This is a genomic window from Peptoniphilus timonensis JC401 (assembly GCF_000312025.1).
Lineage (GTDB): Bacteria > Bacillota > Clostridia > Tissierellales > Peptoniphilaceae > Peptoniphilus_A > Peptoniphilus_A timonensis.
This window is the reverse complement of sequence record NZ_HE978593.1, coordinates 164199-182230: the sequence shown is the minus strand read 5'-3', so window position 1 is coordinate 182230 and position 18032 is coordinate 164199. Positions and strand designations below refer to the sequence as shown.

The following is an 18032-nucleotide window of genomic DNA, read 5'->3' as shown; positions in this document are numbered from 1 at the left end:
GTGAACAAATTTATCTCCGTCCATCTCAATAAAACGCATCTTAATATCCACAGCTTGAGCCTTTGAAAAAGTAATTGTGAGAATACTCTTGGGGTCCACTCCCTTTTCTATTAACTTTTTTGTCCTGTGTAATATCATTGTAGTCTTGCCTGCACCAGGAACTGCCAAAACAAGAGCTGGTCCCTCAAAATGGTCTACCGCTTTTAATTGACTTGCTGTTAAATTCACTTTATCCCTCCTCTTATAGTTTAAACTATAGGCGGATTATTTTAAATCTATTTTTAAAGGCTTTATTATGATATAATCTTAATATAAACTGGTTTAGGGGGTATTACTATGTTAATGACAAATTTTTTACAAAAAAGAAAATCAGTGAGAAATTTTAAGAAAGATACAGTGCCAAGAGATTCTTTAGAAAATATAAAATTACTTATGGATGAAATGGACACAGAAGAAAAAGACATTGACTTTTCTCTTTACGAAAACGGAAAAATCGTGGCTGAAGGTCTTAGAGGCAAGGCAGGATACTCTGGAGTTATGATTGAAGCTCCACACTATATTGCTCTTGATATTAAAGACGACAAACCACTTAACATATTAAAAGGTGGCTACTGCCTAGAAAAATTAAACACAAAAATAGTAGACCTAGATATTGACACTTGTTGGATAACAGTAGACAATGTTGACATTGATACTAAAAAAGCAATCTTTGGAGAAAATGGAACAGGAATAGACTATCTAATAGCAATTGGATATGGACAAAAGAAAAAACTATTTGACCCAGAAGTAACAAGTTCAAGACTTACTGTAGATGAAATCGTCTTCGCAGACATGATAGGCAATCCAATTTCCATTGAAACTTTAGAAAATTATGGAATTTTCGATGTATTTTCATCAGTTAGATATGCACCAAGTCACAAAAATTTCCAACCTTGGAGATTTGTAGTTAAAGGTTCAGATGTTGAAGCTTATATGGTAAAATCTGATGAGGACACAAGATCACTTATTGATATGGGAGTAATCTTATTCTACATGGAAGAAATGTTAAAAACTAAGGGCATAGAAAAGAAATGGACAATTGACTTAAAGGATGCAGGCAAATATTACTACATTGGCTCCTTTACACTATAATTATAAGGACAGAGAAGAAGGGTTTATCACCCTTCTTTTTTATTGTCTTTTACATGAAAAAATCTCCACAAAATTGGGGAGATTTTTCAAGTTTCTTACAAATAATTAATGATTCTAAATATTTTCTGTCAGTGAATCTATTTTTTCTTTAACAGCATCTTCATCTAAGCCCAAGCCCTTGGCAAAGAAGTTGAGACCATTTTTTGTGTCCTCTAGACTTTCAAAAGAAGCTGAAGCGTAAGCCATGCCCTCAACTTTTTGTCCTAAAGGCTTATCATAAGTTACACTTTTATCTGTAAGTAAAAGTTCTGGATTTAGATTTTTTACTAATTTAAAATCAGGATCCATTTCATCACCTATGAGGCTGGCATCAGGATAAATGAATTCTGCTCCACTGGGAACTCCCACTACATTTTCATAATCCAAAACTCTTAAAGCTTTTGCAGCTTTTATTGACATAGCAACAATTCTTGGATTTTCTTTTTCCACAAAAAGTTCACTGTCTCTCTTATTTTTCTTAATTTCATTTTTTTCTTTGTTCACATTTTCTTGGCTTACTTCCTTTCCATTGGAAGTATTTTCAACTGCTGCCTTCTCCTGAGATTTGCAAGAAGTTAGTAATATCACTATAAATAAGGCAAAGCCTAACTTGATATAAAATTTTCTTTTCATAGGACACACTCCTTTTAAATTTTTCTTTATGTTTAGTTCATCCTATTACTAGGATATCACATTATTCAAAAAAAAAATAGAAGAGCAAAATTTTGTGAAGCTTTTATAAATTTAAAGGAGTTAAAAAAATGTATTTAAAATTTTTTTAATATTTTGCAAGAAAAAACTGCCGCTTGCACGGCAGTTCCTTAATTTAGATTTTAAAGATCAAGCATTAACTTTATCTTTTTCCGCTTGAGCTTTTTTAAGCTTTGCTTCTTCGATTTTTGCTTGTCTTTCTTTTTCTTTCTTTTCTTTTTCCTTTTGTTTCATTTTTTCAACTCTTTCAGGATATTCACGATAAATTGCTCCTGTTGGACATTTTGAAACACAAATTCCACAGTTGATACACTTGTCATAATCAATGGATGCTAAGTTGTTTTCTACATGGATTGCATCTTTTGGACAGTTCTTTTCACAAATGCCACATCCAATACATCCAATTGAGCAGTTATTTCTAACTACTTTTCCTGGATCAAGTGACTTACATTCAACAACTGTTTTTGATTTGTAAGGTCTAAGTGAAATAATTTTCTTAGGACAAATGTTGATACACTTCATACATGCAACACATTTTTCCTTGTCAACTACTGCTACGCCGTTTACCAAGTGGATTGCGTCAAATTCACAAACGCTAACGCAAGTTCCTCCACCACAGCAACCATAGTTACAAGCTTTTGCTCCTTGTTGGTAGTCAGCTATAAGTCTACAGTCAACTAGGTCATTGTAGTCGTATTTATTTTTTGCCTTGTTGCAGTCACCTTGACAGTGAACTACTGCAACATTTCTATCAACATTTTCTGCATTTACGCCCATTACTTGGCTGACTTTTTCTGCAGTTTCTGCGCCCCCAATAACACAACCATTAACTGGTGATGTACCATTGGCAATTGCTTCTGCAAGTCCATCACAACCTGGAAAACCACAAGCTCCACAGTTTGCTCCTGGAAGGGCATCTCTTACTTCAGCTACCTTTGGATCAACTTCTACATAAAAAACCTTTGATGCAATGGAAAGTATTATTCCGAAAAAAGCTCCCGCTATTCCCAAAAACACCATTGGGGTAAGTATTGTACTAATTTCCATAATTACCTCCTATACTAATCCGCCGAAACCTGAGAATGCTATGGCCATAAGACCAGCACTGACAAGTGCAATAGGAACACCTTGAAGTGCCTTAGGTACATCTGCAAGCATAAGTTTTTCTCTTAGGGCTGCGATTAATACTAAAGCTAGTGTAAATCCAATTGAAGCTCCAAAACCACTAAATATTGTTTCTATTAAGTTATATCCATTTTGAACATTTAAAACTGTAACACCAAGTACAACACAGTTTGTAGTTATAAGTGGAAGATACACACCCATTGCTTGATAAAGTGAAGGTGATGATTTCTTTATAAACATTTCTACAAATTGTACTAGTGATGCAATTACAAGAATAAATGCTATTGTTTGTAAATACTCAAGTCCAAATTTATTTAATACGAAATTTTGAATTAGCCATGTTATTGCAGATGCAAGTACAACTACAAAGGTAACGGCAACTCCCATTCCAAGGGCAGTTTCTGTTTTGGAAGATACACCTAAGAAGGGACAAATTCCTAAGAACTGAGCAAATATATAGTTATTTACAAGTATTGTTGAAATTAAAATTGTTAAAATACTCTCTAACATTAGTCTGCCCTCCTATTAAGTAGTAATTTAAATCCTGCTATTAAGAATCCTAGAAGTATGAAGGCACCTGCTGGAGCTCCCATAAGTCCAATTCCTGGATAGGATTCTGGTAAGATTTGTTTTTCAAATAATGTTCCGTAACCGAAAAATTCACGAACAAGACCCATGGAAAGAACTGCTATTGTATAGCCAACTCCTGTTCCAAATCCATCAACTATTGATGGAACAAGTTTGTTCTTGTATGCGAAACCTTCTGCTTCTCCAAGAATACAGCAGTTAACTACGATTAATGGTAAGAAAATACCAAGTGCTGCATAAATTGATTGGAAATATGCTTGAAGGATCATTTGTACCAAAGTTACGAAAGTTGCAATTACTACTATAAAACAAGGAATTCTTATTTTATCAGGAATTACATTTCTAAGGGCAGATACTACTGTGTTACTCATTATAAGTACAAAAGTAACTGCCATACCCATTGCTAGTGAGTTAGTTAAGCTGTTTGTAATAGCCAGTACTGAACAAAGACCTATAAGTTGCATGAATACAGGATTGTTTTTGAAAGCACCGTCTAAAAATACTTTAGATAATTTCATTTTAAACCTCCTTATTCATTCTTTAGAACTTCGTTATAAATCTTTATGGCATCATTTGAACCTGCAAGAGCACCCTTAGAAGAAATTGTTGCTGATGTAAGCCACATAACTTCATTTTCTGCCTTAGGTTCTTTAGAAAGTTCTAGTGGACCTGCAGCTGATTTACCTTCATAAGATGGATAATATTCGTCAGTTGTTATTCTAGAACCAAAGCCACTTGTTTCTCCGTTAGATATATTTCTAAATCCAGCTATTTTATCTCCATCAAGTAGGAAACCAAGGGCATTTGTCATAGCGCCACCATAACCATTTGATTTTACATTTACACCATATCCAACTAAGTCTTCACCTTTTTTAGCTATGAAGATCTTTTCAATATTTGGATATTTTTCTTTTAATGAATTTAATCTATCTTGATCATACTCTTCAAAACTATCAGCAGAATCGCCAAAAATTTCTTCATATGATGCAAGTGTATTTTTAAGTTCTGTTTCTGCAATTACTGGAGCTGTAGCATTATTTACTGCAGCAAGTAGTCCTGCTGATAATGCACAGAATACTAAAAGTATAATCCCAAATTTTACTGGTTCTTTCATTTACTTCGCCTCCCCATATGCACTTGATATTGTTAGTTTGTCAATTAATGGTGTTGCGAGGTTCATAAGACATATTGCGTATGAAACACCTTCAGGAAGAGATGCTTTAACTCTTATAACTGCAGTTAAAATACCACATCCAAGAGCAAATATTATTCTTCCCTTTCTATTTATTGGGTTTGTTGTGTAATCAGTTGCCATAAAGATAGCACCAAGTAACAAACCACCTGCAAGTAATTCATAAGGAATAAGTTCCATAGGAATTCCTAAAATAAATAGGCAAATTGCAGTTGATGCAACATAAATTACAGGAATTTCCCAAGAAATTACCTTTCTTGCCACTAAGTAAACAAAACCAATTAGTAGTGCAATGGCAGAAGTTTCTCCTATTACACCGCCAATATTTCCAATAAACATATCTCCCATTGATGGAAGATTTGCAATTTCACCAGAAGAAATAACTTGAAGTGGTGTCGCATAAGACATACCATCAACAGTTGCAGCTGTTGTTAAACCTTGTTTCAATAATTCTGGTGATATATAATCTGTAATTTGTTTTGGCCAAGAAGTCATAAGTACAAGTCTTGCTGCAAGTGCTGGGTTCATAAAGTTAAATCCAATACCACCAAAACATTCTTTTACTACTAATATTGCGAAAACTGATCCGAAAGCAGCCATCCAAAGTGGAAAAGACTGAGGCATATTAAGTGCAATCAAAATACCTGTTACAACAGCAGATAAATCAGCAATTTGCACAGTTTTCTTTAAACATTTTTGTGTAATTAATTCTGTAAATACACAAGCACCAATACATACTGCTAAAAGTGCTATAGCTCTTGAGCCAAAGAAATAAACAGAAGTAATCATAGCAGGAACAAGTGCAATAATTACATCAAGCATAATCTTTCTAACAGTATCATTTGACCTAATGTGAGGAGCTAATGAAACAAAACGTGCTTCATTTACTGTCATCGGATCTTTATTTAATTTATTATTTTCCAAATTGATCCCTCCTATTTCTTTTGATTAGCTTTGATTTCTCGTTTAGCTAATTTTACAGATGCACTTAGATGTCTCTTAGCTGGACAAACAAAGGAACATATTCCACATTCCATACATTGATCAGCGTGTAAGCTGCTGCATAAATCAACATCGCCCTTTAAAATCGCATGATTAATATCAGTTGGATTTATGTTAGCTGGACAGTGATCAACACATCTTGAACATCTAATACATGGAGATTCAATTCTTTCTGTAACTTCTTCTTCAGTAAATACTAAAATACCAGAAGTTGTCTTTGTAACAGGTGAGTCAAGATTAAACACTGACTTACCAGTCATAGGACCACCACAAATGATTTCTTTGAAGTTATCTTTTACTCCACCACAGAAATCAAGAATATTTCCAACAGGAGTACCTATTTTAACGAGAATGTTCTTAGGTTCTTTTATACCAGAACCAGAAACAGTTATTACTCTTTCATAAGAAGGCTTTCCTTCGATCATAGCTTCGTAAAATGCTAAAGTAGTTCCAACATTTGTAAGGAATACTCCAACATCATTTGTTACACCATTTTGTGGAACAATTCTTCCAACTACTGCCTCAGAAAGTCTTTTTGAATCACCTTGTGGATATTTAGTTTGACATCCAACAACTTTTAAATGATTCCAATTAGGATTTTTTCCTATAACTTCTTCCATTTTTGCAATTGCATCAGGTTTATTTTCTTCAATTGCCATGTAAGAAGCTTCCTTGTTATAAAAATATGAGAAGATATCTAAACCCTCTAATATTTCCTCAGTTTTTTCTAGCATAATTCTATGGTCGCATGTAAGGAAAGGCTCACATTCTGCACCATTTATTATACATTCATCTAGAACTGGATCTTCACCCTTTAATTTAGCATGAAGAGGGAAACCAGCTCCCCCCATTCCTACGACTCCCTTTTCTTTAATAAAAGGAATTAAATCGTCAATGGGATGATCCTTATAATCTTTAAAAGATTTAAGGTCATCAGTCATTTCATCTTTGCCATCGTTTTCTATAACGACACAATCACAATACCTTCCATCAGCTGTATACATCTTTTTAATTTCTTTAACTGTACCTGATACAGAAGAGTGTATAGCTGCTGAAATAAAAGCATCAGAATTCCCAACAATTTGACCAACTTTTACAGAATCTCCCTTAGAAACAACAGGTGAGCATGGCGCTCCTATATGTTGTGACATTGGTATGTAGGCAATCTTTGGACTTGGCATCCTTTCAATTGCAATTTTTTCTGTCAAAGTTTTGTGTTCGTCTATATGAACTCCACCTACGGAAAAAGTGAGATTTCTTGAACTCATAAAACTTCACCCCTTATTCGGCTTAAGCCTATATTTTTACCATTTGTTATAATTATAACACTAAATTTTATTAAAGTACATTATTCTACTAAAAAAATTGATTTTGGGAAATCTTTATCATCATTAAAATATAGTCATTTCTAAAATCTAATTTCTGATATTTGCTATCAAAAATAAGATTAAAACAACTTAATATTTCGATGAATTAAAAAATATTTTTTCATTTTTAATTTATTGTGTTTTTTGAAATTTTCAATCTAAGCTGTAATTAAATACAAAATTAAACTTAATTATAAAAAATTTTTATCTTAATTTTCTTTAATTTTAAAATAAAAGTCTTTTAATTTTATCAATCAAAAAAGTGATGCTACTTTTGTAACATCACCTTATATCTTTATATTTTATTTTTTTGGAGCCAAAACTAAGGCCCTACCCTCAATAACTGTATCACCATGTTGATTAGTGCAAACTGTATCCATTATAACTCGATTCTTTTCTGGAAATATTTCTTCAACAGTACAAGTTGCTGTTATTGTATCACCAAAATGAACTGGATGAGTAAATTTAAGATCTTGTGATAAATAAATTGTACCAGGACCAGGAAGTTGAGTTCCCAATACAGAAGATATAAAACCTGCACTAATCATACCGTGAGCAATACGAGTTTTAAATCTTGTGTTTTTAGCAAATTCTTCATTTATATGGGCTGGGTTAAAGTCACCAGAAACCCCAATGTAGTTGTAAACATCTGCTTCCGAAACAGTCTTAGTAAAACAAGCACTTTGTCCAACTTTTAATTCATCAATAGTTTTTCCTTTGGTGTTATCCATAATCTCACAATCCTTTCTGTGATTATTTAGAGTGGTTCTTTATCCAATCTACAACAGTAGGTGCAACCTCTTCTTGACTTCTTCTACTTACAAACATTCCAATGTGACCTGTTGGGAATGATTTAGCTGTGTAATCTTTACTTCCCACAATTTCTTTAATAGGAATAGTTGCTGCATTTGGAACTTGATTATCTCTTTCTGCATAAAGATTTAGAAGTGGTTGAGTTATTTTTTTAAGATCAACTTTTTTGCCACCAACTTGCATTTCACCTTTCATGAGAAGATTTTCTCTATACATTGAATTTAAAAATTCTTTATAAGCCATACCAGCTTGTCCTGGACTGTCAAAAATCCATTTTTCCATAGTCATAAAATTTGAAAGTGAGTCTGGATCATCTAAATCATTTATCACATCCACATATTTATTGACCATAAGTGAAAGTGGTTTTAAAGTTAAAAATCCAGTATTCATAAATTCACCTGGAACAACTCCATAAGCTTCTACCATTCTATTTGGATTTAAATATTTTCCCCATTTAAATAGAAGACCATCATCAGTAGAAAAATCAACTGGAGTTACCATAGTAACAACATTCTTAATTTTTTCTGGGTGAAGAGATGTGTACATTAAAGTAAAAGTACCACCTTGACATACACCAAGGATGTTTATTTTATCAACTTTATTTTCTTTTCTTATGTGGTCAACACAATCGTCAATGTAAATATTAATATAATCATCTAAAGTTAAATATTTATCATCAGCAGTTGGAAAACCCCATTCTATTAGATATAAGTCTAGACCACTATCTACAAGTTTTTTTATAAAAGACTTGTCTTGTCCTATATCCATCATTGATGGAGTATTTACAAGTGCATAAACTATAAGTGTTGGTACTTTGTTAACAGTCCTAGTACTTTTTTTATAGTGGTAAAGTTTTAATTTATCTTCTTCAAAAACAACTTCTCTTGGAGTTTGATTTGCATGATCACTAGTTACTTCCATCATGCTTTCATAACTCTTGAGAAACTTCTCTTGTGCCTTTATGCTTTCTTCCATAGTTGTCTTTATATCAAAAAAATCACTATACATATTTTGAACCTCCATGAGTCAAATCAATAGTTAAAATTATTTATCTGCTCTATTTCTATTTATTTATATTATTTTTCGTCTTTTTGAGCTCGCAATTCTTCCAATTCTTTTTTTAGTTCTCTAACTTCACGTCTTAAGCTGTATACATTTTTATATACATTATCTACTTCGGATTTAGTAACTATTGGAAAATCAGCAAGAGCCTTTTCAATTACCTTGTCGTATTCAATTTTAAAAATCATAGCAGAATCAGCAGTTTTTGCTATAAGTTTAGAAAATTCATCAGTATAGAAATATGTTTCAATAGCATTTTCAACGTGTTTAGACCACATTTTATAAAATTCATTGAAAGTTTTTGGATCTTCTCCATTATCTACTGAATCAAAATATTGTTCAAAAGCTTCTTGAGAATATTTGTATCCAACAGAAAGTGCTTTTGTCATAAATTCTGATACAGATATAAGCATTTCAATCATGGCATCAACTGCTCTGTTATTTTGTTCCAACATTTCTCTAGAACTTCCAACAACAGGAGATTTAACTAAAACACCAAATGTTTGATTATATGCTTCTTTCCATTCTTTTAAGGAATCTGCTAACTTCATGGGATCTTTGTAGAAAGTTTCCATAAAGATATCTGCAATATTTTGATATGCAAAAGACCATGGTCCAATAAAGTTTTCAACAGTCCTTAGATAAGTGTTGAAATAACTTTGAGAATTCATCATCAAAGCTTGGATTTCCTTTGGTAAAAGAGGAATCAAATTGTTAACAAAAATATAGTTAAATTGATCCACAAGTTGAGTCATGTTTTTCTTGTATTCTTCAGTTCCAGGTTTTAAAAATTCATCACTAAATTTTTTCCATTGTTCATAAACACCTAGATAAAGTTTGTTTGAATTTAAAATTTTTTCAAAAACTTCACGTGTGCCTGCACCCATCATCTTGCTGGCATCAAAAGGATTATAGGCTTCCATCATTTTTGTCCATGATGCGTAAGGTCCCTTAAACCATGCATTTTCTGGACTAGCATTTTTCATCATATCTTGCCAATTGTTTATCCATGATTGTTGAAACTTAACCCAGTCTTGATACTTACTAAAATCAAAAGCACCAGTTTCTTCTTTTTCACTCTCAGATTCTCTTTTTGGTAAAGCATCAACCCAAGCATTCATCATATCTTGACTTGCCTTGAACATCTCATTCCAAGCATTATAATTCATTGCCATTTTTATCCTCCCCTATTTCTTTACATAAGTAATTTCTTAATTTAAATAATTTCTTAATTTCCTTCTTATAAATAGATTACCCACTTTTGTCTAGTAATAACACTAACAAGTTAATAAAGTAAAATATTATGGATATATAATATAAAAAATTTAGCATAATGTCAAAAGGTTTTTGTATTTTTTAGTAAAAATTTTTAAAATATTTTTTTACATTAAATATACAATATAACTTTACTAAGAGCTTGTGAATAAAATAAAAAAATTTAAGTTTTATTTTTAGTTAATTTTTAGAAAAATAGATATATTATCATAATATATACAAATTACATGCACATATTATATTCAAACAAAAAAAGTAGGCTCATTTCTAAGCCTACTCTATATATCAAATATTTAATTTAAAATTATTCTTCTTCTACAGTTTCAAGATCAAGTTTTACATCATCACTTGTAATTACTTGTGAATCTTCTAGGATATCATAATCTTCCTTCAAGCTTTCATCAATTCCAATTTGAACTTTAGAATTAATTCTAGCACCAGTACCTGCTGGTATAAGTTGTCCAATTATTATATTTTCCTTTAGACCTTCAAGCATATCTTGTTTACCCTTTATAGCTGCATCTGTAAGAACTCTAGTAGTTTCTTGGAAAGATGCTGCTGATAAGAAGGATTCTGTTGCAAGTGATGCCTTAGTGATACCAAGTAAGTTAACCTTACCAACTGCTGGTTCCTTACCTGCATCAATTGCTTCTTTATTTGCTTTTTTGTAATCAACAACATTTACAAGAGAACCTGGAAGTAAATCTGTATCTCCTGCATCTTCTATCTTGCACTTTGATAGCATTTGTCTAACAATGATTTCAATGTGCTTGTCGTTGATATCTACCCCTTGAAGCCTGTAAACTCTTTGAACTTCTTTTACAATGTATTCTTGTACACCTTTTTCGCCTTTAACACGAAGTAAGTCTTGTGGATATACAGAACCTTGTGTAAGTTCGTCCCCTGCTTCTACTTCATCGCCTTGTTTTACTTTTAACCTTGAACCATAGACAATGTTGTAAGAATCAACTGTTCCATCTTCAGCTGTAATAAGAACTTCTCTCTTCTTGTTAGATTCTTTAATATCAACAATACCTGCACGTTCTGCAATTACTGCAAGACCCTTAGGTTTTCTTGCTTCGAAAAGTTCTTCAACTCTTGGAAGACCTTGAGTGATGTCGGCTGCTGCAGCTACACCACCAGTGTGGAAAGTTCTCATTGTAAGTTGTGTACCTGGTTCACCAATTGATTGAGCAGCAATTACACCAACTGCTTCCCCAATTCCAACGCTTGATCCTGTTGCAAGGTTTCTACCATAGCAATGTGCACAAACTCCATTTTTACTCTTACATCCAAGAATTGATCTTACTTTAACTTCTTTAATGCCAAGTGATTCTATTAACACTGCGTCATCGTCTGAAATTGTTTCATTGGCAGCAACAATTATTTCTCCAGTTTCTGGATTAACAATATCTTCGAAAGAATATCTTCCTTCGATTCTATCAGCTAAAGATTCAATTAATTCTTTTCCATCTTTAAAGGCTTTAGCTACAAGATATTCATCTGTGCCACAATCTTCTTCAGAAATAATTACTTGTTGTGATACATCTACAAGTCTTCTAGTTAAATAACCAGAGTCGGCAGTTCTTAGAGCTGTATCGGCAAGACCCTTTCTAGAACCATGGGCTGACATATAAAATTCAAGTACTGAAAGACCTTCTCTAAAGTTTGAAGTGATTGGGACTTCTATTGTTCTACCTGAAGGTGATGCCATAAGTCCACGCATACCTGCAAGTTGTCTGATTTGGTTCTTAGAACCTCTGGCTCCAGAATCTGCCATGATATAAATATTATTAAGGGCGTCAAATCCGTCCATTACATCGTCAGTCAAATCATCTGTTGCCTTATTCCAAATTTCAATTACCTTTTCATATCTTTCTTCATCAGATATAAGTCCTCTTCTAAAGGCTTTTTCATACTTAGCTACTTCTTTTTCAGCTGCTGCTAAAAGTTCCGGCTTACTATCAGGAATCTGAACATCCCCCATTGAAATAGATACTGCTCCAATAGTTGAGTAGTGGTAGCCTGTTGCCTTAATATTATCAAGAAGTTCCGCTGTTTTTATATTTCCATGTTTTTTATAAGTTTTTTCAATTATTTTTCCAAGAAGTTTTTTGTCTACAACTTGGTCAATTTCAAGAGAATATTTGTCTTCATCTCTATTAACAAAACCTAAGTCTTGTGGGATAAATTCATTCATAATAAATCTACCAACAGTTGAAGGGACAATTTTACCTCTCTTGTCATTTTCATCTGCATATCTTCTAACAGATACATGTGATTGTAGGTGTAAAAATCCTGATTCATAAGCGTGGAACATTTCATCAAAGTTTCTATATATTGATCCGTCGCCCTTTAATTTATCTTTTCTATCTAAAGTTAAATAATATGAACCAAGAACCATATCTTGTGTAGGAGTAGTAATTGGCTTACCATCCTTTAGTGCCAAGATATTGTTTGTTGAAAGCATTAATAGTCTTGCTTCAGCTTGTGCTTCAGTTGATAGTGGAAGATGGACAGCCATTTGGTCACCATCAAAGTCGGCATTATATGCTGTACAAGAAAGTGGGTGAAGCTTAATAGCCTTACCTTCTACTAGAACTGGTTCAAAAGCTTGAATACCAAGTCTGTGTAGTGTCGGAGCACGGTTAAGAAGAACTGGGTGATCCTTAATAACTTCTTCAAGTACATCCCATACTTCATCTTTTCCTCTTTCAACCATTCTCTTTGCAGATTTGATGTTGTAAGTTAATCCTCTAGATACAAGTTCTTTCATTACGAAAGGTTTGAATAATTCTAGAGCCATATTTTTTGGAAGACCACATTGATAAAATTTAAGATCTGGTCCAACTACGATTACTGAACGACCAGAATAGTCAACTCTCTTACCAAGTAAGTTTTGACGGAAACGACCTTGTTTTCCCTTTAACATTTCTGAAAGAGATTTTAAAGGTCTATTTCCTGGTCCAGTAACAGGTCTTCCACGTCTACCGTTGTCAATAAGAGCATCTACAGATTCTTGTAGCATTCTCTTTTCATTTCTAACGATAATATCTGGAGCATTGATGTCCATTAACTTTTTAAGTCTATTATTTCTATTTACAATTCTTCTATATAAATCATTTAAATCACTTGTTGCAAATCTACCACCATCAAGTTGTACCATTGGTCTTAAATCTGGTGGAATTACAGGGATTGCATCAAGGATCATCCATTCAGGTTTGTTATCTGATTGGATAAAGGCATCAATAACTTCAAGTCTTCTTGTTATTCTAATTTTCTTTTGTCCAGTTGCATCTTGGAGTTCTTCTGTAAGTTCATCATTTTCCTTTTGAAGATCAACTTTTTCTAAAAGATCTCTAATAGCTTCTGCGCCCATCTTTGCAGTAAATTTGTCACCATATTCTCTTTTGAATTCTCTGTATTCAATTTCAGATAATAGTTGTTTTTCATAAAGAGTTGTTTCGCCTGGTTCAACATAAGTTACTACATAAGATGCAAAATAAAGTACCTTTTCAAGGGCCCTAGGGCTCATATCTAGGACAAGACCCATTCTTGAAGGGATTCCCTTGAAGTACCAAATGTGTGATACTGGAGCAGCAAGTTCAATATGACCCATTCTTTCACGACGAACCTTAGCCTTAGTGACTTCAACGCCACATTTTTCGCAGACTACTCCCTTGTATCTTACTCTTTTATATTTTCCACAGGAACATTCCCAATCCTTAGTTGGTCCAAATATTTTTTCACAAAATAGACCTTCTTTTTCAGGTTTTAATGTTCTGTAATTTATAGTTTCCGGTTTTTTAACTTCTCCATAAGACCAAGATCTGATCTTTTGTGGTGAAGCTAGTCCAATTTTTATTGAATGGAATAATTCATGTTCGCTCAAGGAGCACTTCTCCTTTCCTATTAATTAAAACAATAATTAATCTTCAGATTCATCGGATTCTTCGTCGTCTTCTTCCTCGCCATCTTCATCTTCGTAGATGTGACTATTTTCAAAAGACTCAACTTCATCATTTGAAATTGTTCTGATTCCAATATTTGCAGTTCCAGTTTGTTCTATAAGTTCCTTTAATTCATCTTCATCTGATTTTGAATTCTTATCATCTATATTATCAATCTTAGTTAATTCATCTTCATCAACTTCAAGGTCAACTTCATTTCCATTTTCATCAAGAACTTGAATTTCAAGAGCTAATGCTTGAAGTTCTTTTATTAGAACCTTAAAGGATTCAGGAACTCCTGGTTGTGGAATGTTTTCGCCCTTAACAATTGCTTCGTAAGTTTTAACACGACCAACAATATCGTCGGACTTAACTGTAAGCATTTCTTGTAGAGTATGGCTGGCACCATAAGCTTCAAGAGCCCAAACTTCCATTTCTCCAAATCTTTGTCCACCAAATTGTGCCTTACCTCCAAGAGGTTGTTGTGTAACAAGTGAGTAAGGTCCAGTAGAACGAGCGTGGATCTTTTCATCAACTAAGTGGTGAAGTTTTAACATATACATGTAACCTACAGTTACAGGGTGATCAAATTCTTCTCCAGTTCTACCATCTCTTAGTTGAATCTTTCCATCTCTTGAATATCCAGCTTCTTCTAGTGTATCGAAAATGTCATTTTCATTTGCACCATCAAATACTGGTGTAGCAACATGCCATCCAAGTTTTTTAGCAGCAAGTCCTAAGTGAACTTCAAGTACTTGTCCAAGATTCATACGAGAAGGAACCCCTAGTGGGTTAAGAACAATTTGAATTGGTGTTCCATCTGGCATATAAGGCATGTCTTCCTTAGGCATTACCCTAGAAATAACCCCTTTGTTACCGTGACGACCACACATCTTATCTCCTACTTGAATCTTTCTTTTTGTAGCAACAAAGACTCTTACCATTTCATTTACACCTGGTTGAAGTTCATCTCCATCAGCTCTATTAAATGTCTTTACATCAACTACAATCCCATGTTCACCATGAGGAAGTCTAAGAGATGTATCTCTAACTTCTCTTGCTTTTTCTCCGAAGATTGAACGAAGAAGTCTTTCTTCTGCAGAAAGTTCAGTTTCTCCCTTAGGAGTTACCTTACCAACTAGAATATCTCCTGGTTTTACTTCTGCACCAATTCTAATAATTCCTCTTGAGTCAAGATCCTTTAACATATCTTCGCCCACATTAGGAATATCTCTTGTGATTTCTTCAGGTCCAAGTTTTGTATCTCTTGCTTCAGATTCATATTCTTCAATGTGAAGTGAAGTCAATACATCGTCAATTACAAGTTCTTGACTTACAAGCATAGCATCTTCGTAGTTGTATCCTTCCCAGTTCATAAAGGCTATTAGGATATTTTTACCAAGAGCCATTTCACCTTGATCTGTTGATGGACCATCGGCAATAATTTCACCAGCTTCTACAAGGTCACCTTCATTTACTATTGGTCTTTGATTAATAGTTGTACCTTGGTTTCCGCCCATGAATTTGTGTAGTTTATATGAGTCAATTCCCTTGTCAGATTCTCTTTCAACTTCAATGTGAACAGAATCTACTTTTTTAATTTTTCCCTTGTTCTTAGAAACTACTACAACACCTGAGTCCTTTGCTGCCCTATATTCAATACCAGTTCCAACAACAGGAGCTTCAGTTTTTAATAGAGGCACTGCTTGACGTTGCATGTTAGCACCCATTAGGGCTCTGTTAGCGTCGTCATTTTCTAGGAAAGGAATCATGGAAGTACCAACAGCAACAATTTGTTGAGGTGAAACGTCCATGTAGTTTACATCTTTAATGTCAAAGATATCAGCATTACCGCCATGACCTCTGGCTGCAATTCTATCTTCAACGAATTTATTATTTTCATCAAGTCTTTCGTCAGCTTGAGCAATGATTTGTTCGTACTCAACATCGGCAGTTAGATAATCAATTTGATCAGTTACAACCCCGTCAACGACTTTTCTATATGGAGTTTCAATAAAACCATAATCATTAATTCTCGCATAAGTTGTAAGGGATGTGATAAGTCCAATGTTTGGACCTTCTGGTGTCTCAATAGGACACATTCTTCCGTAATGTGAGTTATGGACGTCACGCACTTCAAATCCAGCTCTATCTCTACTCAACCCACCAGGTCCAAGTGCAGATAACCTTCTCTTGTGAGTTAATTCTGATAGAGGATTGTTTTGGTCCATAAATTGTGAAAGTTGTGAAGAACCAAAGAATTCTTTTATCGCAGCTGTCACAGGTCTAATATTTATAAGTGATTGTGGAGTTGTTGCATCAACATCTTGAACTGTCATCCTTTCACGGATAACTCTTTCCATTCTTGAAATACCAATTCTAAATTGATTTTGAAGAAGTTCTCCAACTGATCTTATTCTTCTGTTTCCAAGATGGTCGATGTCATCAACTGTGCCCACATTATTCATAAGTCCAAATTGATAATTTATGCCAGCGATAATATCGTCGACTAAAATATTTTTTGGAGATAATTCTCTATGAGCTTTTACTAGCTCATCCTTAAACTTTTCTGTATCTTCAGAATATTCATCATAAAGTTCATCGAAAAGTGGTCTATAAACTTTTTCTTTAAAGCCAAGTTCTTCCATGTCGAAGTCAAGATCATATGCGTCGACAAAAGAAAAATTATTTCCTATAACAATAGTATTTTCTGTTGCGTGTTCATAATTTTCATCAGTTTTTACAAGAACTTGGTTTACTCCAGCTGCTTCAATTTTTTCAGCCTTTGCCCTATTTAAAAGTTCGCCAGCTTCTGCCAAAATTTCCCCAGTCATTGGGTCTATTATATCTTCAGCAGGAATATTATTTTCTAATCTTGCAGAAATTCCAAGCTTTTTGTTGAATTTATATCTACCAACTTTTGCAAGGTCATATCTTCTATCATCGAAAAACATATTTTCAAAAAGAGATTGAGCTGAATCAATAGTTGGTGGTTCGCCTGGTCTTAATTTCTTATAAATTTCAAGCAAAGCTTCATTCTTATTAGTAGTAATATCTTTTTCAAGTGTCTTTAGAACAGCTTCGCTTTCTCCAATTACATCCATGATTTCTTGGTTAGATTCAACACCAAGAGCTCTTAATAAGATTGTAATAGGAATTTTTCTTGTTCTGTCAATTCTTACATTAATTACGCCTTGAGCATCAGTTTCAAATTCAAGCCAAGCTCCTCTATTTGGAATAAGTGTAGCCGAATAGATTTTTTTTACCTGTCTTGTCTCTTTCTTCCTTATAATATGCTCCAGGACTCCTTACAAGTTGTGAAACTACAACACGTTCTGCCCCATTTATTACAAATGTGCCAGTTGGTGTCATAAGCGGAAGGTCGCCCATAAAGACTTCTTGTTCCTTAACTTCTCCCGTTTCACTGTTGATAAGTCTTACCTTTGCCTTTAATGGCGCAGAATAATTTGTGTCTCTCTGTTTGGATTCGTCTATATCATATTTGATTTCATCAGATAAATGATAATCTACGAATTCCAAAATTAAATTTCCAGAGTAATCCTCGATAGGAGATACGTCATCAAAAACTTCTTTTAACCCTTCTTCAATCAACCATTTGTATGAAGAAGTCTGCACGTCAAGAAGATTTGGAAGTGACATAACTTCATCTACACGAGAAAAACTCATTCTCTCACGTTTCCCATATTTAACAGGATGTACCATTAATTTTCTCACCCTAGCCTTTCAAATGAGTGTATCCAATTAGAGTACAAATCA

At 33.7% G+C, this 18032-nt stretch carries 13 protein-coding genes and 1 pseudogene; 1 reads left to right on the top strand and 13 read right to left on the bottom strand.

Annotated elements, in window-relative coordinates:
* Positions 1–228 (bottom strand): UvrD-helicase domain-containing protein (locus tag HGPT_RS00920; RefSeq protein WP_040542207.1); only part of this gene is annotated, 228 nt, incomplete at its 3' end.
* A gap of 108 nt (positions 229–336) precedes the next feature.
* Here HGPT_RS00920 and HGPT_RS00915 point away from each other — a divergent pair.
* Positions 337–1131, top strand: a complete 795-nt coding sequence (locus tag HGPT_RS00915; protein WP_019138019.1) for a nitroreductase family protein — start codon at positions 337–339, stop codon at positions 1129–1131.
* Positions 1132–1245: 114 nt separating this feature from the next.
* On the opposite strand, the gene HGPT_RS00910 is transcribed toward HGPT_RS00915, so the two are convergent.
* From HGPT_RS00910 to rpoB, 12 genes and pseudogenes are all read right to left on the bottom strand, one after another.
* Positions 1246–1803 (bottom strand): substrate-binding domain-containing protein, encoded by a 558-nt coding sequence (locus HGPT_RS00910; RefSeq protein WP_019138018.1) that lies wholly within the window; start codon positions 1801–1803, stop codon positions 1246–1248.
* A 207-nt stretch (positions 1804–2010) separates the two neighbouring features.
* Complete coding sequence (locus tag HGPT_RS00905) at positions 2011–2928, bottom strand: RnfABCDGE type electron transport complex subunit B (protein WP_019138017.1); 918 nt, start codon at positions 2926–2928, stop codon at positions 2011–2013.
* 9 nt (positions 2929–2937) lie between these two features.
* On the bottom strand, positions 2938–3516 hold the full coding sequence (gene rsxA, locus HGPT_RS00900) for an electron transport complex subunit RsxA (protein WP_019138016.1): 579 nt from the start codon (positions 3514–3516) through the stop codon (positions 2938–2940).
* Entirely contained in the window at positions 3516–4112 is a 597-nt protein-coding gene (gene rsxE, locus HGPT_RS00895; protein WP_019138015.1) for an electron transport complex subunit RsxE, read from the bottom strand. Before rsxE ends, rsxA begins: the two co-directional genes overlap by 1 nt.
* 11 nt (positions 4113–4123) lie before the next feature.
* A complete protein-coding gene (locus HGPT_RS00890; RefSeq protein WP_019138014.1) occupies positions 4124–4708 on the bottom strand; it encodes an RnfABCDGE type electron transport complex subunit G in 585 nt (194 codons plus the stop codon).
* Positions 4709–5710 carry an RnfABCDGE type electron transport complex subunit D gene (locus tag HGPT_RS00885; protein WP_019138013.1) on the bottom strand — a complete coding sequence of 334 codons (1002 nt, stop codon included), beginning with the start codon at positions 5708–5710 and terminating at the stop codon, positions 4709–4711.
* 11 nt (positions 5711–5721) lie between these two features.
* Complete coding sequence (rsxC, locus tag HGPT_RS00880) at positions 5722–7056, bottom strand: electron transport complex subunit RsxC (RefSeq protein ID WP_019138012.1); 1335 nt, start codon at positions 7054–7056, stop codon at positions 5722–5724.
* Positions 7057–7457: 401 nt separating this feature from the next.
* Entirely contained in the window at positions 7458–7886 is a 429-nt protein-coding gene (locus tag HGPT_RS00875) for a MaoC family dehydratase (RefSeq protein ID WP_019138011.1), read from the bottom strand.
* A 22-nt stretch (positions 7887–7908) separates the two neighbouring features.
* Positions 7909–8976, bottom strand: a complete 1068-nt coding sequence (phaC, locus tag HGPT_RS00870; RefSeq protein ID WP_019138010.1) for a class III poly(R)-hydroxyalkanoic acid synthase subunit PhaC — start codon at positions 8974–8976, stop codon at positions 7909–7911.
* 68 nt (positions 8977–9044) lie between these two features.
* A complete protein-coding gene (locus HGPT_RS00865) occupies positions 9045–10205 on the bottom strand; it encodes a poly(R)-hydroxyalkanoic acid synthase subunit PhaE (RefSeq protein ID WP_019138009.1) in 1161 nt (386 codons plus the stop codon).
* Positions 10206–10609: 404 nt separating this feature from the next.
* Entirely contained in the window at positions 10610–14197 is a 3588-nt protein-coding gene (gene rpoC / locus HGPT_RS00860) for a DNA-directed RNA polymerase subunit beta' (protein ID WP_019138008.1), read from the bottom strand.
* 36 nt (positions 14198–14233) lie between these two features.
* Positions 14234–17978 (bottom strand): annotated as a pseudogene (gene rpoB / locus HGPT_RS00855) (DNA-directed RNA polymerase subunit beta).
* Positions 17979–18032: the final 54 nt, after the last annotated feature.